Origin of the sequence: Undibacterium sp. TC9W (assembly GCF_049339865.1) — a bacterium.
Classification (GTDB): Bacteria; Pseudomonadota; Gammaproteobacteria; order Burkholderiales; family Burkholderiaceae_D; genus Undibacterium.
On record NZ_JBMPPJ010000016.1, the window covers coordinates 77,946 to 99,331 of the forward strand.

Sequence of the window (21,386 nt, forward strand, 5' to 3'; positions counted from 1 at the left end):
AAACCAGAGCAACACATACAGGAGACATCATGAAACGTATTACACTGAGCAATATTCTCATTCCTTTCGTACTCACCATGACCATCAACACCCTGGCCCAGGCTGCCGAACGCCTTCCCACGATACCTCCATCTCAATACACAGAAGAGCAGAAGAAAGCGGCTGAAGAATTCCTGACTACGCGCAAGGTGCCTGTCTTTGGACCCTTCGAGCCCTTGATGCATAGCCCGCAAGTCATGAGTCAGGCGCGTGCCATGGGTGATTATCTGCGTTATCAGTCTGCACTCGGCACCACACTCAGTGAACTGGTGATATTGATCACCGCAAGAGAATGGTCGCAGGATTATGAATGGTATGTACATCATCCAATCGCTCTCAAGGCCGGCATCAAAGCAGAAGTGACCGCCGCGATTGCCGATGGCAGACGCCCGACTGGCATGACAGACGATGAAGAAATCGTCTATGACTTTTCCATGGAATTACACAAGAACAAGCGCGTGTCCGACCGCACCTATGAACGTGCTGAGAAGCGTTTTGGTAAAAAGGGAATCGTAGATCTGACAGGCATCAATGCCTATTACACTTTGTTGGCCATGCAGATGAATGTAGCGCAGTATCAGATACCCAAGGATGGCAAGAAGCTGGTACGCTTTCCTGAGTGATTTGGTATTGTCTTCAGGCCTGGCAAGGCTTCACAAGTCTTGTCAGCGTTTGAAAAAATCAGAGACGCGGCCTGCATCTGGTGGGGTGCGCCATGCGCACCATTTTTCTCAGACAGACTTTAACGCATGAATACGCGCATGAATACATGTATGAATACACGCATTTTTTGAGATTTTTGATAAGGAGATGGTGCGCACGGCGCACTCTACGACTTTTCTCCAGACAAAAAAAAGGGGCCAATGCCCCATTTTTTTACATCTGCTGTATTTGCTGCAGCTACGATAGCCGCGATCAGTAACGACGACGCTGCTGACCACCACCTGATGGTCCGCGTGTTTCAATATGGCGGAATGTGATTCTGCCCTTGCTCAAATCATAAGGAGACAATTCCAGTGTCACCTTGTCACCGGCCAGTATGCGTATGTGATGCTGACGCATTTTGCCGGACGTGTAAGCGATCAGTTTGTGGCCGTTTTCCAGGTTCACACGGAAACGTGAATCGGGCAGCACTTCTTCAACTTGACCATTCATTTCCAACAGTTCTTCTTTTGCCATGGTTTTATCATCTTTATAGTAGGTCGTGACACCTGTACACAGACTGCGTCACTGATGGCAGACAATCACATAATCATCTGCAAGGGATTACGGTGAACTCACTGTTGATCGTCTGATGCCGTGAGACGAAAAGGGTGTGAGTGTTGAAAGAGGCTGTGCACAGATGGCTTTGCCATCACATCAACACAGTACTTGGATAACAGCCAGAAGATTGCGCTCAAGGCCAGTGAGCTTAAAAACTAAAGCACGTCTGTAGCAGACTGCCTGAAACGCTAGTTTCAGCGCTCTTGTCAGAAAAACTTCGATTTATCGGAAGTAAGAATTCTCTTGCAATAGGATTATACCCTGAATGCCATACTTCTCCCGCGATTTGTCGATAAATTACCAGTCAGATTCAAGATTTAGCCTCATTTTAATGACAAATTGCTCTCAAAGCCAGATTCGCCCGGCCATTGATGCAAATCAATTTCACATGTGTTTGTCATTTTCAACACAAACAGGCTTATAAAATATTTATATGGGGCTTGCCAGACTTGGCAAAGCCGCTCCCACTTCATGTCTCCGGAGGCAATGTTGGCCTTTAGCATACGCTCAGTCTGCCGCTTGTTTTTTGCATTATTCACATTGTCGGTGATGGTGCCGGCCTGGTCCCAGGTATCGCCGCTGGACGCACGCATGAAGAAAGTGCTTGCAGATAATGCAGCGACCAGTGCCTCGATCAACGCCGCAAAGAGAGTCACTTTCTTTTGCGAAGTCTGTCATGGTGTCAATGGCAGCAGCGTCAAGGGTGACGTACCTAACCTGGCAGGACAAAATTCCAGCTATCTTTTGACGCAGATAGATAAATTTTCACGCGGCCAGCGCCAGGAAAAATTCATGGAAGGCCTGATGAAGCTGTTGACCGAAGAAGAGCGCATCAATGTCGCCCTGTTCTATTCGAGCAAGGCAGTCGAGCCTGCAGGCAAAGAAACTTCATTGACCGGACAGGCGATTTATACTGCACGCTGCAGCATGTGTCATGCCGAACATGCGCATGGCAATGAAACCACGCCAAGACTGGCAGGCCAGCAAATTGACTACCTCAAAAAATCCATCAAGCGCTATAGAGACAGAACAGGTGAACGTATCTATGAACCCATGAGCGCCAGCACCGCAGGCCTGAAAGAGGTTGAGATACAGGCACTGGCCGCTTATTTATCGAGTTTGAAATAAATATCCGGTTTTACAAACTCACTTGCTGCATGTATTCGCAATAGGCTTTTTGGACTTCGCTACGCCGCAACAACCCGGTGTGCCCTGCATCCTTGATGTACAACTGGCGCTTGGCTTTGGACGGAATTGCCTCGTACACCTTCTGCCCAAGTTCTGCCGGGGTCTGCTTGTCTTTTTCTGCCGTCAGTACCAGTGTTGGCCCCTGGTAGTGTGACATCGCCCTGATGTTATCTACCTGTTGCAAACTGTCCTGGATATTCACGCTGACAAAAGGCTTGGCATACCACGGCGTCGAGAGCGATACCATATCCCTGACATTGCTGGCCGTGGTTTCCAGGACGATGCCATCAGGCTGGCGCTGCTCCGCAATAAAGCCAGTCGCAAAGCTGCCCATGGAATGCCCATGCACCACCAGCTTGCCTGTGGTGCTGGCACGCACGGCATCGTAAATTTTCAAGGCATCTGCCTGTAGGTTCTGTATGTCGGGCACGCCTGTTGTACGACCATACCCGCGATAATCAAAGCTCACCAGGTTGACATTGCAGGCACCTATGTTTTTCAACATGTAAGGCAAGGAGTCTTCAACATGTGAGAGGTTGCCACCAAAATACAGCACCGTGACTTTACTGCCATCTTGCCGGAACGCGGCACCTTCCAGCCTGGTCTGGTCAGTGGCGATCACAGTTTCATCCCTGAGCTGTGCTGCCGGATTGATTTTCTGTATATCGTCCTGCGTCAATTTTTGTTTGAGCTTGTAACCCGTTGAACTATCCGGGCGGATGTATTGCTTGTCGGTTATATCGATATGCATGCACGCTGCGAGTTGAGTGCTGGCACCAATGATAAGCGCGGTCAAGAACCAGTTTGATTTTCTCGCATGCATGTTGTCTCCAGTATAAAATTTAGAGAATCTTATCATGGAAAATTGTTAAGTTAATATACTGTGAGTGTGCCCCTTTTTTTCTAAAAAAATGAGTGCATCAAATTTTGAACGATTTTTCAAGGCAATAGTCTGCCCATATTTTTTCGGGAGTTGTAGTGCGCATCCAGATTTTTTCCATGAACAAGAAACTTGCTTATTTGATTCTTATAGCTGCTTTGAGTTGTCACATTGTTTCACCTGCACACGCTGTTGAGACTGATGCACAACTTATCCTCAAAGCGCGTCAAGCCTTGCGTTATGCCGATGAAGAAATTGCGCTGGATATTCTGAAGCCGTTGGCTGAGAAAGGGAATTCTGAGGCCATGATGATGCTGGCCACGACATTGGCCCACCCAAAAAATCAGACCTTACGCGATGAAGTTCTTGCAAATCGGATATTTGAAAGAGCTTTTAATAATCACTATCCTCCCGCAATCGCAGAAAAAGCGCGTCGATATTTATACGGAGATGCAATTTCTGGTGTAGATCGAGATGCGGTCAAGGGAATCACCCTGTTTGAAGAGGCGTCCAGTCGTGGACATGCATCGTCGTCAATAAGGTTAGCCGGCTTGTTTTCAGATGAAAAATATATACCTGTCGATAACTCTAAAGCCTTCACCTATGCGATGCTAGCTTTTGAGCAAATGAGTGGTTCCGAGGTATATACACTGGCTAAGTTTTATCGTGAAGGTATAGGAACAGAACCAGATTTGGTGAGGTCCTATGGCCTTTATTCAATTTCATGCCATAGTTTTCTCAGTAGCAGTTGTGACGAAGCGGAAAAGATCGCGGTGAAGCTGGATAAAGAACAAAAAAATGCCGTTAAGCTTTATATAGAAGATGCACTCAAGAAGCGTACTGATTTGCGAGTGATACCTCTATTGGAATTCGACCCCGCTTTGGCAAACGCAACCCGTGCAAATCTATTGCGTGAATACAAGTTGAATAGTCCTTTTTTTTTAATGGCGCAGTATAGCAATAAGGAAAAATATTCCGCTACAAATCGACAGGCTTTAGCGTATGTGTTGTTGCTTTCTCAACCATTGTCTATGCCTAGTGATCAAAGAAATGTAGCGAATAAAACGTGGAAAAAACGTTTTCAAAAAGTATTGTCTCAGCTCACCAATATGGATCGCGAACGCCTTCAGGCTATGGTAAAGCTCTTCGATGATTCTGAATCCTTGTTAAAAAAAATTGACAAAGAGTTGTCCAATGATGAGCTTAAGTATCTGGTTGCGCTTTATCGTTCAGAGAAAAGTAAAAATATACGCAATGCATTTGAGTTGATCAGAGACCTGGAAGAGGACGGCAATACACGCGTGTGGGAAAAGTTGGCGAATAGTGGAAAAGACATTAATGGCATGAACACTATCGCGCGAAGCTATTTCACTGAGTATGAGAATACGGTGCCAGAGCACAAGCGTGAACTTGACCGTGAATGCAACTTGCATTTTTTAGAATTGAGAGACCAGGTCAGTGTATCCCGGGATTATTTATCGAAAGGTGCTTCTGCTGGTTTTCTTGAATTAGCTCAGTTGCACATCATGATGGCTAAGCAAAGAAAAGAATGGATTACATTTTGCGTGGGTGATGGGTATGCACAACTTAATCAGGTACTTAATTGGAAGCCTGTTCAACACGAGAGAGATATCATTTACGCTTGGAAAGCTGAATCAATGGAAATGGCACAAGTGAAAGAAATAAATGCACATTTTGATGAGGCAATGCAACAGATTTTGAAGGGAAATAAATAGTGATGATGGAATCAGGAGTACCTAATTTCAGTATTTTATTTTATTTTTTTGTCTGTTCAAATGCGTTATGCGGGTGCGCGATAAGCATCGCGACCTGACGGCATATACCTCAAAAAAACAGCATTGCGATAACTATGGCATGCTTGCAATAATTTGCGAAATACGCAAAGATGGTTTGCAGTGAAGGTAATTGTATCGATTTTTGCAAAGCAATAAAATCTCTTCCACCAACAAGGTATTAACAACAAATGGCGAATAGCCTGGAGGAAGAGAACATGATCAAGAACACTTTACACACCCTGGCCCGCGCAGCTTTATATCTGTCCATTGCTGGCGCTTTTGGCATGAGCAGCGGCGCTGCTTATTCTGCTGCACCGATGGTAAAAACATCCGCCCCTGCGTATTACCGCACCATGCTGGGCGCATTTGAAGTGACAGCACTCAGTGACGGCACCGTCAAACTTCCGGTAGAAAAAATATTGATGGAGCCTGAGCAAAAAACCAAAGATGCACTGGCAAAATCATTTTTGCAGGCACCGCTGGAAACTTCAGTGAATGCCTACCTCGTCAATACCGGTAGCAGGCTCATATTGATCGATGCCGGTACCAGCAACCTGTTTGGCCCCAGCCTTGGCAAGCTGATTGCCAACCTCAGGGCATCAGGTTATGAGCCATCACAGATAGATGACATCTACCTCACCCATTTGCACCCCGATCATGTCGGTGGTTTGATGGTTAATGGTGCCATGGCTTTTGGTAACGCGATTATCCACGTACATCAGGCTGAGGCAGATTACTGGTTGAGCCAGAAAAACATGGAGCAGGCACCGGCAGATGCGAAGTCTTTTTTTGAAGGAGCGATGGCTTCGCTCAATCCCTATAAAGCAGCCAACAAGCTGCAAACATTTAGTGCTGACGGTGAATTATTGCCCGGCCTTACTGCGCACTCCACACAAGGCCACACCGCCGGCCACACCTCTTATCTGCTGGAAAGCAATGGTGAAAAAATGCTGGTAGTGGGTGATTTGATCCACGTCGCCTCGGTGCAACTCGACAAGCCTGAGGTGACAGTGACTTTTGACAGCCATGCCAAAGCAGCTTCAGCCACGCGTCAGAAAGTATTCACACAGGCAGCAAAAGATGGTGTCATCGTAGCTGCATCACACATGCAGTTCCCTGGCATGGGACGATTGAAAAAAGCTGGCAATGGCTATCAATGGGTGCCAGTCAATTTCACCTTGATGCCTTAAGTAATGAATGGCCTGCGCGGGCAGGCCATCATCCGATTATTTGCAATAGGCAAGGCTGACATTGGTGAGTGTTTAAACTGTAATTGGCAGTCTAAGCCCAGTTCTCCAGGGATGCCACGCACCAATCAGCCGCAAAGAATTCTGCACAGAAATCAAACGCCCCATCTCTTCTTTGGCAATACCCCGTATCACCTCTTGCCAGTTACGCACCCACAGTACACCTCAGGCACCTGCGGCCCACCCAGCAAATAAGCCGCATACAGGTATTGCACCTACAGGCAATGCTCAATCTCCGCATCGATGGACGAGATAAAAGTCAGATAATCACGCGGAGAAGATTCCAGGTTAAGCGGCGGCTTCTGGTTCTGTGATTGGGATCAGGCTAAGGGCTGATAGATTCAGCCGACAACAAATTCACCCCACCCACCAAGCCCTTCTGAGTCGCCGTCACTGGTAAAGCCTTAGGCTGATGCATCACACCAAGATGACGCCTGATTTGTGCAGCACGCATTTCCTTGTCCTTCTGGGTTGAGGGATGGAGGCAAAGGCAAACGTTCCCTTCAGGGAAATTAGGGAATGATTTATGAAGTAATTGTAAAAAAATAAAGCAATAAAATTAATAATAAATTAATGCCAATATAATCACAATAGAAGACTCAGCTTGATCAACTAGTTTTGGTGAATGGAGTGTGCTTATTTTGCAACAAGTTTAGTGATGGTAAATATTCGTATTGAATTAGCCAGATTTGCACAGATCCCAGATGCCAATGAAGACAAAACATTTCTGAGTACAATAAGAATTTGCGGTGTGTTGCATCTGAATTCGTAATAAGCCTGAGACCGAGAGCTTCGGTTATGCGAACGGATATTACGAGTTGATGGTGCAGGTTGCAGACTATTGTGTTGCGAAATCATCCAGCAAGATTAGTTTGACAGCAATTGTAAGTCTAAGTGATTTGGTTGTGACAGATCGCCCTCTTCAAATAGCAAGCATACTTTCTCGTGCCATAACTGATTCCATTTATTTAGTTTTTGTTAGTGATACTGAACCACGTAGAGAGCTTTCAGACATAGAAGAACTGAAAGGAGCGATGAAATTGATTCGAGCTCTCTCTGATGCGGGTATGCAAGTCATCATTGGCTTTTGCGCAGCAGATTTGATTTTGTGGAAATTTGCTGGCGCGGTGAATTTTGCGACAGGTAAGTTCTTTAATTTGCGCCGATTTACAGCAACGAGGTTTGATGAACCAAAGGGAGGCGGTGGTCAAACACATAGAACTATTTCATGTTCTGCAAGTCTCATCATCGTGATCCTTGAAATGCTTGCGAAGTGATCCGCGTCCTTTGATTTATTAAATCCCATAATTACAAATCAAAGTGCCAGTTAGGCATTTTTGAAAACAAATTTACATGACAAAATTGATTGCCTCACTTTGCGTAGTTTTTAGTCTGATGGGAACAACAGCAGCCAGTTATGCTGCAACCACCAACGACACTTCCACAAAAGCCCAACCCTCAGACACAGAAATCAAACAGCAAATCGACCGCTACATAAAAAGCGAAATGCAGGAACGCCGCATCCCTGGCATGCAATTGGCCGTAGTCAGGGGTGGCAAGATTGTTTTGTTGAAGTCGTATGGCCTGGCTGAGATACCCAATGCGGTGGCTGTGAATGACCAGAATGTGTTTTCCATTAACTCTGCGACCAAGTCGTTTACTGGCGTTGCCATCATGCAGTTGGTGGAAGAGGGCAAGCTGGATTTGGCGGCTCCCGTGTCGCGTTATCTGGATGGCTTGCCTGTTGCCTGGCAGGCGGTGACTGTGCGGCAGCTTCTTACGCATACCTCGGGCATCCCCGACATTATCAGCAGCAAGATACCTTCGCTGGCAACGCCGCAAGAGGTGGATGCGGCTTGGGCTGCGATACAGACCTGGCCTATGGAGTTCAAGACGGGTGAACGCTACCGCTACAACCAGACCAATTATATTTTGCTGGGCAAGATCATCGATCGTCTGAGCGGTATGCCGTTTATTGAGTTTTTCCAGAAGCGGCAGTTTGCCGTGGCGGGTATGCGCAGCGTGGGTTTTGGTGAGTCGCGTGATGTGATACCGCACAAGGCGGTGTCGTACAGGTATGAGGAGCCGGGCGGTAACCTCAAGCATATCGTTGAGACCTATCCGACATTCTTGCGCACGGGTGCAGGCATGAATAGCAGTGCCGAGGATGTGGCTAACTGGCTCATCGCGCTGCAACAGGGCAAGCTGATTTCTGCTGCGGGTTTAAAGCAGCTCTGGACGCCGGGTACTTTCAATAATGGGAAACCGACTGTGTGGGCGCTGGGCTGGCCTGTGATGCGTCAGGGTGAGTACGCTGCGGTGGCTGGCGTGGGTGGTGCGCGTTCGGCGTTTTATGTATATCCCGACCATGATCTTGCCATCGTCACGCTGACCAATCTGGCGGGTGCTGATCCGCAGGGCATGATCGATGATATCGCCGGTTTTTATTTACCAGGTTTGAGAAAAGCGCATGGCGGTGCTTATGCGGCGCATCTTTTGCGTGAGCAGATTGCGCAGGATGGTTATACGGGCTTGGCGGCGAAATTGAACAAGATCAAAATCGATAAGGGATTGCATGATCCTTCTGAAGATGATTTCAACTCATGGGGTTATCGTTTGTTGAGCAAGAAGATGGCTGAGCAAGCGGTGACGGTGTTTGGCCTTGGGGTGCAGGTTTATCCCAATAGTGCAAACCTGCATGACAGCCTGGCAGAGGTATATGAGTTTCAGGCGGACAAGGTGGCGGCTTTGAAGCACTATCGTTTGTCACTGGGGCTGGATGCGCAGAATACGCATGCGGCGGAGCGTATCGCGGCCTTGAGTGGGAAGTGAGTAAGCTGGTTGTTTGAATTTCTTATAGATTAATTTGGGCTTTGTTAATTTCGTAGGTTGGGCTGGGCCTCGTCAGGCTACGCTTTATCAGCTCAATACTGTGCCTCAACCAGGGTATACGTTATTTAAATGCCGAGTGTTGGGCTGATGAAGCGTAGCCCAACCTACGCACAAAAAAACGGCTCATGATCTTGAAAATAATGAGCCGTTTTTTTTGCACTTCTATTCTTAAACTTTTACATCCGTTGTAAATAATCAGCAGATATTGAGAAATAATGTTTAAACCAGGCAATATACTTCAGAAGTAAATGAGAAAAAAGTCAGCAATTAATGGGAATATTTAGCTGCATCTAAAATCCCTCTCAAAAAACTATTTACAATTCCCCTGTAGATGACATGCATGCTCCAGGGGAGGTGAACGTGAACAGTAAAATCTGTTTAGCTTGTGGCGAATTATTTCTGACCCGCCCCCAAAATCCCACACAAACATACTGTTCAAAAAAGGCTTGCCAGTTGAAGCGCCGCGGTGCTTGGCAAAAGCTCAAACTCCAGACAGATACTGACTACCGTGACAACCAGATGCGGGCTCAAAAAGCATGGATGAAGCGAAATCCTGACTATTGGCAGAAATATCGTGACACCCATCCATCAAATGTAGAAAAAGATCGTGTTCTACAGCAGCACACGAATAATACTGATGGAAACGATGAAATTGCAAAGATGGACGTGTCAACTTGCAGTAGTTGCCCCTCTGCGGGCATATATTTTTTGATGCCGTGCAGCAAGAAAAAGATTGCAAAGATGGACGTGTGGACTGTAGAACTCACTCTGATAGGAACCTAAAACTGGGTCTCTTGATTGCAAAGAGATGACTCGTGCTAACGGCCTGATCTTTATGTTAATTTATTCTTTGCAATTGTGGATAACAAAAAGCAACGTAACTATCATCTCCTTGGGTGGAGCTAGCCATGTATTTATCGCCAAAAAATGAATACAACCAATCCTTGGCAGATACTTCCCATTTCCGAGGAGCAGAATACGTTCGGATGTCGACTGAGCACCAACAGTATTCAACTGACAATCAACGTCAGCGCATCCTGGAATACGCCTCGCGACGACAGATAGAGATCGTCAAGACTTATGCAGATGAAGGCAAAAGCGGACTACGCATAGATGGACGGCATGCGCTCCAGCAATTGATTAAGGACGTAGAAAGCGGTGCGGCAGATTTCAATATCATACTGGTCTACGATGTCAGCCGCTGGGGACGTTTTCAAGATGCAGATGAAAGTGCGTATTACGAATACATTTGCAAGCGCGCCGGTATCCAAGTCGCATACTGCGCAGAGCAATTTGAAAATGACGGCTCTCCTGTCTCCACGATCGTGAAGGGTGTCAAGCGCGCAATGGCCGGAGAGTACAGTAGGGAATTATCCGCCAAAGTATTTGCCGGACAATGCCGGTTGATTGAACTCGGCTTCCGTCAGGGAGGCCCTGCAGGATACGGACTTAGACGAGTATTGATTGATCAATTTGGTCAAATTAAAACCGAACTAAAGCATGGCGAACAGAAGAGCTTGCAAACAGACCGCGTCATCCTGATGCCAGGCCCTGAGGCTGAGATTCTTCAGGTAAATCAGATTTATCAATGGTTCATTGAGGATGGCTTATATGAATCAGAAATCGCTAGTAGGCTCAATGCCATGCAAGTTGTCACCGACCTGAACCGTGCGTGGACCAGGTCTACCGTACATGAGGTATTGACGAATGAGAAATACATTGGCAATAACGTGTACAACCGCATCTCTTACAAATTGAAAAAGATGCGTGTGATCAATCAAAGCAACATGTGGATCAAGAAGGAAGGTGCTTTCCAGCCTATCGTTGCCTCAGAAGTATTTTTTACTGCCCAAGGTATATTACGTGCGCGTGCCAGAAAATATACCGACGAGGAATTAATAGAGCGTCTACGCTTACTCTATAAGAGTCGTGGCGTTTTGTCTGGTCTCATTATTGATGAAATGGAAGATATGCCTACCTCTTCTGTTTACGCCTATCGCTTTGGCAGCCTGATTCGTGCCTATCAAATGGTAGGTTTTACACCAGATCGTGACTATCAGTATCTGGAAGTGAACCGTTTCATCCGGCGCTTACATCCCGAAATTATTGTACAAACGGAAGCCAGGATTGCCGAATTGGGTGGGCAAATCAGTCGCGATCCCGGCACCGATTTGCTCCATATTAATAGCGAGTTCACTGTCTCTATTGTTCTGGCACGTTGCCAGCAAAGAGCATTGGGTCTTCATCGTTGGAAAATCAGGTTTGATACTGGCCTCTTACCAGATATTACGGTAGCAGTCAGGCTTAATCAAAACAATAACACTGCATTGGATTATTTTCTGTTGCCGAGGATAGATTTTGCAACGCATCATTTAAGTCTGGCAGATCAAAATTCTATCGAGTTCGACAGCTATCGCTTTGACACCCTGGACTATCTGTATGGGATGGCAGAAAGAGCGCGATTGCGGAGAGTCGCATGAGCGCCGCACCTGACGAGCTGCGCATGATACCGTTGGCATGTATAGATGTGCTAAACCCAAGGGAGCGCAATAGCCAAGTATTCAGTGAAATTGTCGAGAATATCCGGGCCATAGGATTGAAGAAACCCATCAAAGTCACACCACGCCCTGGTGACGAAGGTGAACAACGGTATTTGTTGGTCTGTGGTGAAGGTCGGATGAAGGCATTTAGAGAGTTGGGCCAGACCCACATCCCGGCGCTTGTCGTCTCAGTCAGCGACGAAGATGCTTTGATTATGAGCCTCGCTGAAAATATCGCCCGCCGCCAATACCGACCTTTAGAGTTGCTGACGGCCATTGAAATGTTGCGAGACCGTGGCTATGACAAGAAGATGATCGCTTCCAAGACTGGTCTCACGATGGAAAGGGTCAACGGCATACTAGTGTTATTGGAGCGCGGTGAAGAGCGACTCCTGGTTGCAGTCGAAAAAGGGAAAATTCCACTGACTGCCGCCTTGGCCATTGTCAGTGGAAATCGTGACGATAAAGCCATACAGCAGGCATTGCAGGAGGCGTACGAGTCTGGGCAGTTGCGTGGTAAACAATTATTTGAAGCAAAACGCGTCATAGAAAGCCGCCAGACATTGGGCCGAACACTGGGCTGCAGTATGCCCCGAAAAAGGGCGAACGTAACGACCACAAGTCTAGTCAGAACCTACCAAAAAGAAGTCAGTCGACAACAATTGTTGGTGAAGAAAGCCACCACTGCCCAGCACCGTCTGTTGTTCGTCACCAATGCACTTCGTCAACTATTCTTGGATGAAAATTTTTCTAATCTCCTGCGTGCAGAAGGTATCGATACCTTGCCAGCTTATTTAGAACAAAGGATATGGGAGACGGTATGACAGAAACTATAGACTTAGGCTTTTGCATGGAACCGGTGTCTGTCCCCTGTGCCAATATTCTACCCTCCCGCTCATTACCTGAAAACTTAGCAACCTCCAGAAAATACATGCAGATTCGTTCTTCAATCAAAGAAATTGGATTGATTGAACCCTTGTCGATTACTCCGCTGATCAAAAAATCCACACAGCATATGCTACTGGACGGTCATATGCGCCTGACGGCATTACGTGAATTGGGGTATGAAGAGGTGCTATGTCTGATTGCCAAAGATGATGAAAGCTATACCTACAATAGCAGAATTAACCGGCTTTCGACTATACAAGAACATTTCATGATCCGGCGTGCGATAGAGAGAGGTGTATCTGCGACCCGATTGGCAGAAGTACTGAGTATGGATTCAACGCAGATCTATAAAAAAATGACTTTGCTCAATGGAATATGTCCAGAAGCAGCAGAGCTGCTCAAGGACAGGCAGTTTTCTGCTGACGTGTCCAGAGTGCTGCGTAAGATGAAACCAACGCGTCAAATAGAATGCGTTGAACTCATGACCTCGGCAAATAATGTGACTGTCTCCTATGCGGAAGCAATGCTGGTAGCTACGCCTGCAGAATTATTGGTTGATGGTAAGAAACCTGTGAAACTGGCTGGTGTATCGTCAGAACAGATGGGCAAGATGGAGCGCGAGATGACCAGCTTGCAGAGTCAGTATAAGGTTGTCGAACAAACCTACGGTCAAGATGTGCTAAACCTGGTTCTTGCTCGTGGTTACCTGGTTAAGTTATTGGATAATCCTGCAACTTGCCGCTATCTTGAAAAGAAATTTCCGGAAATTTTAGTGGAATTTAGAGCAGTTATCAAAATGGTGGCATTGGATCAATGATGCTTTTGAGTCCACCAGCCTCATTGATAAAAGTGGGTAGAAAACGCTGGGGATTAGCAATTTGTACAATTGTTGTGTTATAAATATCAAGGACTGGAGTTGTCGGGTACATATTTTCTGGGAGCATATAGTGGCACGCAAAATACCTAAAAATTATTTGTCCGTCACAGGCAGCTTTGCCAGTCAAAAAAATGACCAAATGGCTGGATTTGAGTCCATCCTGGAAAAGGAGTTTCTCCTGCTCCTTGATTTTGACGAAACCGTTGAGCGCTTTGAGGTGCAGGAAGTCACAATACCAGTGCCTGGCGTACCCAAGGGTTACACACCAGATGTGCTGATTTATTACAAACCCAACCCTCTAACGGGCGAAATTCCCGTCTCAGTACTTACTGAAGTGAAGCATACCGACGATTTGGAACGCAACCGCGAAAAATATAAAACCAAATTTGCACTTGCAGATGAGTATGCACGTAAGCATGGATGGGAATTTCGAATAACAACGCAAGTCAATATTCGAACAAAGCGCCTTCAAAATATCAAATTCTTGAGAGAGTATCGAAACATTCAGCCAGACGGGAGTGATCGTCACCAACTCCTCAGTATAGCTACTTCATATAACGGCGAATTCCGTTTCAAAGACATCCTTCAACGGCTTGCATCAAATGACGATGCTCAATTGCACTGGCTCCCTGTCATATGGCACGCGATATTAAAAAAAGACTTAATTGCTGACTGGGATCAGTTGATTGACTACCAAACCTTATTACGTCTATCTCCGGGGGCGTGATGCGAAAGCAAGAGCGTGCAGTGCTGTGGATAAATAAAGGGGCAATGATTTCAAGTCACGGACGGGACTATGTGGTCCTGTCTCTTGCAGATGTGAATCTGGTTCTTGCCAAAGAAGTAGGCTCGGGCGAAAAGGTGTTGCTGAAAATTGGGGATGTGGAACCGCCAAGGGCGATAAAAAGTCGTGATGCTGAACCCATTGTTGAACGTGATCTATCTACAGTTTCAACGGCGGATTGGACCGTCGCCGAAGAGCGTAAGCGCTTGATTGAGCCGATGCTCAATAAGGACTATCGACGTAATGACGCACTTGGCGTCCGGATTGCGAATGAGGCAGGCGTCAGCCTGGCGACTATTTACAGGTGGGTTTCGGCATATAGGCATACTGAGTTGGTATCATCTTTGCTGCCGAACTATGCAGAGCGCGGCGGAAAAGGGAAAGCAAGGCTTTCCGCCGAAGTTGAGACCATCATCGCCAGGACGATTGACACTTTCTACGATGTAGAGCAAAAAAATACCATTGCGTCCACCATACAAGAAATCCGACGCCTTTGTTTCAATGCCAATTTGCCGTTACCTGCGGCCAACACGATACGCATTCGCCTGGGAAAAACCAACGGTCGCGAACGTGTCAAGAAACGTGAAGGCGAGGCAAAAGCACACGATCAATTCGATCCAATTAAGGGGACAATTCCCGACGCTGATTGGCCACTGTCACTGGTACAAATTGACCATACAGTGTTGCCCGTCATTATTGTTGACGACATTTGCCGTAAATCCATTCGCCGTGCTTGGATTACCTTAGCCATTGATGTCCATACTCGCGTTTGTCTAGGAATGTATTTATCATTGGATGCGCCGTCGGCAATGTCAGCAGGGATGTGTATATCTCATGCGATCTTAATGAAGGACAAGTGGTTGAATCGTTTAGGTATCACGACCACAGATTGGCCATGCTGGGGCACCATGGGAATCTTGCACATGGATAACGCAAGGGAATTCCGTGGTGATATGTTGAAATTTGCATGCAATGAGTACGATATAGATTTGCATTTACGCCCCGTAAAGAAGCCTCGTTATGGTGGGCATATCGAGCGTCTCATGGGGACGGTTTCTGAGGGACTGAAAACACTCAAAGGTTCGACCTTCTCCGGCCCGGATGAAAAAGGCACTTACGATTCCGAAGGAAACGCTTGCATGACCTTCAGCGAATTGGAGAAGTGGCTGGTGCTATTTTTTGCCAGATACCACCGCAATATACATAAAGGGATCGGTACAACACCATTAACCAAATGGCGAGAGGGATTGCTAGGTACTAAGGATAAGCCAGGACGTGGATATCCCGCGAGGCGGCTGGATGAAGAGAGCTTGCGAATACACTTCATGCCTTTCATTGAGCGGACAGTGCAAAATTATGGCGTGTTGATTGACGATGTTCATTATTATCATGATGTGCTTCGCCCTTGGATCAATGCTGAGCACCCTGAGTTTGAAAAGCATAAAAGAAAATTTCGGTTTCATCAAGACCCAAGAGACATTAGTACACTATATTTTTTTGATGAGATTGCCCAAAGATTTTTCGCCATTCCTTACCGTGATGTCAGCCTTCCGCCAGCAAGTATTTGGGAACTACGAGAAGCACACAGAAAAGCAGACGAAAGAGGCATTGCTCGCGACAATGAAAAAGCCACTTTTGCTTTACTGAATGAGCAACGTGAATTGGAGAAAGATGCAGCTGAAAAAACAAAATCAGCCAGGCGCGCTGTTCAAAGATTGACCCAGCACGAATTGGCGAGACAGCAGAAGAAAGAAGATTTACCGACAGTTACCCAAACAGCACCTTCTGAATTTCCACCTGCAATTCGTGGCTACGATCCGGACGCTGTGAAACCCTTGGATGACGACTGATGGCGCAAGAGAATCCTTATCCGCATTTAAATGAGAATGCGCGGGCGCTAATCCAGCAAAGTGACGAGCAACGTATTTATGCGATACGCAAAGGTTCATGGCTGGGATATGCCGGTGCCAAGCAGGTTTTAGCAAGGATGGAAGATTTGTTGGCGTATCCACGCATCACGCGCATGCCGAACATGCTTTTGGTTGCACCTTCGTACAACGGTAAGACATCTATTCTTGAACGATTCATGGAGTTGCATCAGCCTGATTTAGATCCAACAGGTGAAGTGACTATTTGTCCAGTAGTGATGGTTGACGCTCCAAGCAAACCTGACATCGCTGATTTTTATGCACGCATCCTGGATAAGTTGATGGCGCCGTACAAACCCACAGCATCTCCTTCAGAGAAGTACTCTCAGATCAAGCGACTCTTTCGCCAGATGGATGTACGCATGCTAATTATTGATGAGATCCACAATCTGATTGCTGGTAGCACCAATAAGCAAAGAGAGTTTCGTAATACCTTAAAGAGTATCGGCAATGAAACCAAGGTTGTCATGGTCGCCGCGGGCACAGAGGATGCCTACAATGCGTTTAATACCGATCCTCAAATGTCCAGTCGGTTCACACCAGAGGAATTACCACTTTGGAAGGCAAACAATGAATTTGGGGGCGTGCTCGCGACCCTGGAATTAAGGACACCGCTGAAGAAGCCTTCGAATTTGAAAGATCCCGCCGCGATGTTGTCGATCTATAATAGAAGTGAAGGAACACTGGGCGACGCTTGCGATCTGGTGAAGGAACTTGCGATTGATGCTATCCGTAAGAAGACGGAACAAATCACAATGGCTAGCATAAATAGTCTAAGCTGGGTGCCGCCATCTAAGCGCAAGCAGTATAAACGCCCAAATCCGTCATGAAAGGAATCACTGAATCTTTATGGCCGATTCACTATAAGCCTCTGCCGGACGAATTGTTGTCTTGCTGGCTGGTGCGACTAGCTCACGGTCACGGCTTGAAGGTTCAGACTTTCTGTAATTTAATATTTGGCAATCAACGCCAAATCTGGAACCGGGACATGGACCGCCTGGCTCCAACATGGTTGATTGACGAATTAAGCCAGCGGACAGCGACCCCGTCACAGATCACATGGAATACGACACTGCGTTCCTATGAAGGATTGCTTTACCGAAAATTTAAAGTGTCGGGTGGATTGCAATGGATACTCGCTCTCAAGTTGTACCATCGCAAGCGGGAGGGGTACGGATTGCAATGCTGTCCCACCTGTCTAGCTGAGGATAGCATTCCTTATTTCAGGAAGCGATGGCGCATCGCTTTTTATACAGTTTGCACTAAGCACCAAACAATGATGCTGGACCGTTGTCCACAGTGTGCTGCTGCTATAGCCTTTCACCGGATCGATATCATGAACGTCGATGCACTTGATGCTGGTAGGCTTGCATATTGCCATGAGTGCGGATTTGATCTGAGGGCTGCTCCTGCAGTAGAACCATTGTTCTATGATCGCGATGCTACTGTTTTATTGCTGAACGCATGCGACGTGCTTGACCCAGGTCATGCAGGTGATGACAAGTGGGACCTGGGACGATATTCTGTATTACATCAGTTGAGCATGATTTTAACTTCAAAATATCGGCATGTGTCCTTGCGGGATTTTGTGCTGGATCAGATTGGATGCTCTGATATTCGCTTAGCCACTGGACGCATTTCTTTGGAAATGCGTTCAATTGAAGAGAGGCACCATTTGCTTCAGCTTGCTATGTGGTTGATGGTGTTACCGGATGTGAGATTGGAGCATGCCTGGCGTAGCGGTGCGGTTCGATATAATGTTTTGTTGAAAGATTTTACCGAGCCGCCTGATTGGTATCAGCGAGTGACGGAAAAATTTGTCAATTGGCGGAATCGGTTTTAGATTAATAGTCAATGCTTGTATCTCTTGTATCTGCCAGTCTGAATTAATGCGTCCAATACTACCTGGAAAAAATTAAGATTGAATCGCAAATTTATTACAGTGCTCAACAATACTTTTTCCAATAACTTGTCCTAACCGAACAGGGACAGCATTCCCTATCAGGCGCCCGATCGTTTTTGTTGACATCTTTTGATCCGGGTCCAAAAATTTATAATTTTTAGGGAATGTTTGGAAAATTGCAGCTTCTCTTAATGAAATTGCTCTGTCTTGCTCAGGGTGTCCAAATCGCCCATTCCCAATACCATAACATAATGTTGTCATTGTCGGCGCAGGACTATCCCAAACCATACGACCATAAACACTAGAATATGATTTCCCCGAATCTTTCTTATGGCATGCTAACAATAAATCTTCATCCCAATCTTTCCAAGTACCTCCAGGTTTCGACTGTTGAATTCTTCGAATATTCAAAGAGTTTAGTCTACTGGAAACATGTAAAGCATCGTTCTCATTTCGCTCTCCCGCTTTAATAGCTGGTAGATGTCCAATGGCTTTTTTAACAGTTTTATATTTCTTTGGTGTATGCGTTTTGGATATTAATTTTATATCGCCCAATTTTGAGCCTAGTAGGACAAGCCTCTTACGGTTCTGAGGGATTCCATATTCAACACAATTGACAATTTCAAATGATACTTTGTATTTTAGCTTCTTTAACTTACGTAAAAAATCTTCAAAAACCTTGTGTCCTTGGAGTTCAGGGACATTTTCCATTGTAACGATCTCTGGAGAGATGTCAGAAATAAGACGTGAAAATTCATATAGCAACTTCCACTTTTTATCCACGCTAGTATCTTCACCTTGACGGTATTTTGAAAATGGTTGGCATGGCGCGCATCCAGCAAGAACTCTTATATTGGCTTTTGACGTAAACAACTTTGCAAGTGTTTCACTTTCCACAAGGGAAATGTCAGATTCAATGAATTTTGCTTTATTGTTCTGTTCGAATGGATATTTGCAACTTGCATCAAAATCAATGCCAGCCAAAACTGTTAATCCTGATTTTTTCAAGCCAAAGGACAGACCTCCGGCACCGCAGAATAAATCAATGGCTTCAATTTGTATTTTTTGCTTTTCCATAGGGATGGATTGTATCAATTATCACAAAAAAACTCGAGTCCTTAATTGATTCTCCCCGCGTCATCCTCGTAATGTTGAATAATAATCTGTGGTTTCGTTCTTAATCAGGCCGAAACTCAATCTAAAGCTTTGAAATCATATCAAATGACAGTGTTATTAATGACACTTACATTTTTCTCCAAGTATTTCTTGCTATTTAAGTACTCTTCAATATTATCCAAAATTTCCTCTAAGTAAGAAATTACTTCATTTCTAATTTCTAATATCTCCTCAATCGGAGTGATTTTACCGCATGCTAGAAATGACATATTTCCATGTGCCAATTCATTACGTCGATTTTTAACATTTGTTAAACGCTTTCCGCCGCGCGTTTTTTCTCCGTCAGTATCAACCGAGAATCCAATTTTATCGGCAAATTCCTTAAGTGTCTTATGATGTATGTTTCCACTAAAAAGCCTACTAGCTTCGAAACCTGCCCGAATAATACTTTTACTAATTGGATGAGTGCTTTCTATTATCCGCTTATATGAATCATCGTCTCTTCTGAAAGTAGAAGCTATATGCTTCCTCAAAAGAGGATGAAGTTCATCAAAATGGTGATCATGTTTTTCAATGTCCATATATATTGCTTGAACGGCTCTTGTTATCGTCGCCTCAACAATATTGTAAAGTAACAAAAAACCATTCGCCTTGAGCGTGTCAATCACGTCACTTGGAATATGTTTTAAATCTCTTAACTCTGGATTAGCCGTAGAAAATGGTGGCGTTAGCGACAGCATTGCGCGCCGATCTATAATTTCATAAATAAAATTAAAATAAAGTGCTATTTCTTCCGCTCGTTCCTCAAAAACTTCTCGGGTTTTTAACATATTCAGAATAACTCCAAACTCTTCCAATCATCATCTTTTGCATTTTTGCGCTCAACGATCTCCGGCTCTCTACCTATTAAACTGTCCCGTACAAACCAAAGACGTTCAAGTAATTTCGGTTTCGAATTCGTGGCATCAGATCGAGTATGTTTCTTAAATTGGGGAGAGTTAATCCACACACTGGTATCCTGCGGTATCAAATTAGGTTTTTCCCTAAGTGCAAGAGCGACCCCTACTGCGATAGCTTCGAAACGTACTCGCGGAACAGTGCTGTGCTGAGGTTCCTTCCTAAATCCACCATCGAAATTTGATTTGACGAAAGTGACCATCTGATTAAATTCAGCTCTATAAGAATCTAATAAGTTTGAGTCTTTTGTTACCTCATCATTTTTATCTTTTAAATATTCTGTCAAAAACGGATCAACTTCATGAACAAACTTTTCGTGTCGATCTAGGTAGGCAAAAAAACGTAGCAGCATTTCTTCATATTCGCGAAGATTGATTTTCTTCTTCGGCAATGGACAGATATCTCTAAAATTTTCGTCACTGGCGAGTTCCTCAATGAAAGTTAAGAAGGCCCCATCGCTATGTCCTCTACGTTGTTCCATGGGTTGCAGCTTTGTACCGCCTGAGTTCAATCGATCAAACATTTCCCTCCTGGACTCTTCATCTAACTTGACCGTAAGTACGGCAATACGAATAGCCTTGGACTTAAATCTCCGTTGCCAGTGACGAGGTAAGCTGGAATACTTAAAGCCGTTCAGTGCCTGGATCTTTTTAAGGTCACATAAAGTTAGCTGATCATTCATGAAATAATATAACGTTCTCAACCGTTGAGTTCCGTCAATAACTTCTAATGCCCCCCTGTGGCTTTCTTCATCAGTATCACCAAGAAATAGTGGTGGAATAGGTAAATTCAAAAAAAGTGACTCAATAAAACGACTTTGCTGTTTGGGAAGCCAAATAAATTCTCTCTGATAATCGGGAATAAAAATTTCGGCCTCGTCCGTCTCAAGGCCATCTGCATATTTATGAACCAAAACCTCAATAGGGTACTCTCTCAGTTGTAGATCATGCTGTTCTGCTATTTCGGATATTTCTTTATCTAACTGTGCCTGTTGAGCCTCGGTGATACCGTGGTTAATTCCATCTAATAAGTCGACATTTTTATTATTCAACATATTTGTATATTGGTTAATTTAATTGGATTTTAAA

The 21,386-nt window shown here is 45.3% G+C and carries 20 protein-coding genes; 14 read left to right on the plus strand and 6 right to left on the minus strand.

The features are described from left to right. Nucleotides 1-29 precede the first annotated feature (29 nt). Complete coding sequence (locus ACO0LN_RS21035; protein ID WP_422977131.1) at nt 30-662, plus strand: carboxymuconolactone decarboxylase family protein; 633 nt, start codon at nt 30-32, stop codon at nt 660-662. A gap of 292 nt (nt 663-954) precedes the next feature. Here ACO0LN_RS21035 and infA read toward each other — a convergent pair whose 3' ends face one another. Beyond that, nucleotides 955-1,218 carry a translation initiation factor IF-1 gene (infA, locus tag ACO0LN_RS21040; RefSeq protein WP_162039515.1) on the minus strand — a complete coding sequence of 88 codons (264 nt, stop codon included), beginning with the start codon at nt 1,216-1,218 and terminating at the stop codon, nt 955-957. Nucleotides 1,219-1,788: 570 nt separating this feature from the next. Between infA and ACO0LN_RS21045 the strand changes: the two genes are divergently transcribed. Further along, nucleotides 1,789-2,430 carry a c-type cytochrome gene (locus tag ACO0LN_RS21045; protein WP_422977133.1) on the plus strand — a complete coding sequence of 214 codons (642 nt, stop codon included), beginning with the start codon at nt 1,789-1,791 and terminating at the stop codon, nt 2,428-2,430. A gap of 10 nt (nt 2,431-2,440) precedes the next feature. On the opposite strand, the gene ACO0LN_RS21050 is transcribed toward ACO0LN_RS21045, so the two are convergent. Next, a complete protein-coding gene (locus tag ACO0LN_RS21050) occupies nt 2,441-3,241 on the minus strand; it encodes an alpha/beta hydrolase (protein ID WP_422977135.1) in 801 nt (266 codons plus the stop codon). A 248-nt stretch (nt 3,242-3,489) separates the two neighbouring features. Here ACO0LN_RS21050 and ACO0LN_RS21055 point away from each other — a divergent pair, with 248 nt between their 5' ends. Continuing rightward, nucleotides 3,490-5,106, plus strand: a complete 1,617-nt coding sequence (locus tag ACO0LN_RS21055) for a hypothetical protein (protein ID WP_422977137.1) — start codon at nt 3,490-3,492, stop codon at nt 5,104-5,106. Nucleotides 5,107-5,381: 275 nt separating this feature from the next. Then, the gene (locus tag ACO0LN_RS21060; RefSeq protein ID WP_422977139.1) at nt 5,382-6,356 is read left to right on the plus strand and encodes an MBL fold metallo-hydrolase; all 975 of its coding nucleotides are present in this window, start codon (nt 5,382-5,384) and stop codon (nt 6,354-6,356) included. 382 nt (nt 6,357-6,738) lie between these two features. On the opposite strand, the gene ACO0LN_RS21065 is transcribed toward ACO0LN_RS21060, so the two are convergent. Then, entirely contained in the window at nt 6,739-6,867 is a 129-nt protein-coding gene (locus ACO0LN_RS21065; RefSeq protein ID WP_422977141.1) for a hypothetical protein, read from the minus strand. Nucleotides 6,868-7,237: 370 nt separating this feature from the next. Here ACO0LN_RS21065 and ACO0LN_RS21070 point away from each other — a divergent pair, with 370 nt between their 5' ends. The 10 genes from ACO0LN_RS21070 (at nt 7,238) to ACO0LN_RS21115 (ending at nt 18,165) form a co-directional block, all read left to right on the plus strand. Beyond that, on the plus strand, nt 7,238-7,690 hold the full coding sequence (locus tag ACO0LN_RS21070) for a hypothetical protein (RefSeq protein ID WP_422977143.1): 453 nt from the start codon (nt 7,238-7,240) through the stop codon (nt 7,688-7,690). A gap of 76 nt (nt 7,691-7,766) precedes the next feature. Then, nucleotides 7,767-9,245, plus strand: a complete 1,479-nt coding sequence (locus ACO0LN_RS21075) for a serine hydrolase (protein ID WP_422977145.1) — start codon at nt 7,767-7,769, stop codon at nt 9,243-9,245. A 420-nt stretch (nt 9,246-9,665) separates the two neighbouring features. Next, nucleotides 9,666-10,088 carry a hypothetical protein gene (locus ACO0LN_RS21080; protein ID WP_422977147.1) on the plus strand — a complete coding sequence of 141 codons (423 nt, stop codon included), beginning with the start codon at nt 9,666-9,668 and terminating at the stop codon, nt 10,086-10,088. 125 nt (nt 10,089-10,213) lie between these two features. Beyond that, nucleotides 10,214-11,785 carry a recombinase family protein gene (locus ACO0LN_RS21085; protein ID WP_422977149.1) on the plus strand — a complete coding sequence of 524 codons (1,572 nt, stop codon included), beginning with the start codon at nt 10,214-10,216 and terminating at the stop codon, nt 11,783-11,785. Next, the gene (locus ACO0LN_RS21090) at nt 11,782-12,669 is read left to right on the plus strand and encodes a ParB/RepB/Spo0J family partition protein (protein ID WP_422977151.1); all 888 of its coding nucleotides are present in this window, start codon (nt 11,782-11,784) and stop codon (nt 12,667-12,669) included. Before ACO0LN_RS21085 ends, ACO0LN_RS21090 begins: the two co-directional genes overlap by 4 nt. After that, a complete protein-coding gene (locus tag ACO0LN_RS21095) occupies nt 12,666-13,550 on the plus strand; it encodes a plasmid partitioning protein RepB C-terminal domain-containing protein (protein ID WP_162057398.1) in 885 nt (294 codons plus the stop codon). The genes ACO0LN_RS21090 and ACO0LN_RS21095 overlap by 4 nt, the downstream gene beginning before the upstream one ends. 130 nt (nt 13,551-13,680) lie before the next feature. Continuing rightward, entirely contained in the window at nt 13,681-14,337 is a 657-nt protein-coding gene (locus ACO0LN_RS21100) for a TnsA endonuclease N-terminal domain-containing protein (protein WP_422977153.1), read from the plus strand. Beyond that, the gene (locus ACO0LN_RS21105; protein WP_422977155.1) at nt 14,337-16,244 is read left to right on the plus strand and encodes a Mu transposase C-terminal domain-containing protein; all 1,908 of its coding nucleotides are present in this window, start codon (nt 14,337-14,339) and stop codon (nt 16,242-16,244) included. Before ACO0LN_RS21100 ends, ACO0LN_RS21105 begins: the two co-directional genes overlap by 1 nt. Further along, a complete protein-coding gene (locus ACO0LN_RS21110) occupies nt 16,244-17,152 on the plus strand; it encodes a TniB family NTP-binding protein (RefSeq protein WP_422977157.1) in 909 nt (302 codons plus the stop codon). The genes ACO0LN_RS21105 and ACO0LN_RS21110 overlap by 1 nt, the downstream gene beginning before the upstream one ends. Continuing rightward, nucleotides 17,149-18,165: a TniQ family protein gene (locus ACO0LN_RS21115; RefSeq protein WP_422977159.1), complete on the plus strand. Its 1,017-nt coding sequence runs from the start codon at nt 17,149-17,151 to the stop codon at nt 18,163-18,165. Before ACO0LN_RS21110 ends, ACO0LN_RS21115 begins: the two co-directional genes overlap by 4 nt. Nucleotides 18,166-18,237: 72 nt before the next feature. Here the strand turns inward: ACO0LN_RS21115 and ACO0LN_RS21120 are convergent, their stop codons facing one another. From ACO0LN_RS21120 to ACO0LN_RS21130, 3 genes are all read right to left on the minus strand, one after another. Next, on the minus strand, nt 18,238-19,302 hold the full coding sequence (locus ACO0LN_RS21120; protein WP_422977161.1) for a DNA cytosine methyltransferase: 1,065 nt from the start codon (nt 19,300-19,302) through the stop codon (nt 18,238-18,240). A 140-nt stretch (nt 19,303-19,442) separates the two neighbouring features. Then, on the minus strand, nt 19,443-20,171 hold the full coding sequence (locus tag ACO0LN_RS21125; protein ID WP_422977163.1) for an MAE_28990/MAE_18760 family HEPN-like nuclease: 729 nt from the start codon (nt 20,169-20,171) through the stop codon (nt 19,443-19,445). A gap of 2 nt (nt 20,172-20,173) precedes the next feature. Further along, nucleotides 20,174-21,352, minus strand: a complete 1,179-nt coding sequence (locus ACO0LN_RS21130; RefSeq protein WP_422977165.1) for a DUF262 domain-containing protein — start codon at nt 21,350-21,352, stop codon at nt 20,174-20,176. Between the last annotated feature and the right edge of the window lie 34 nt (nt 21,353-21,386).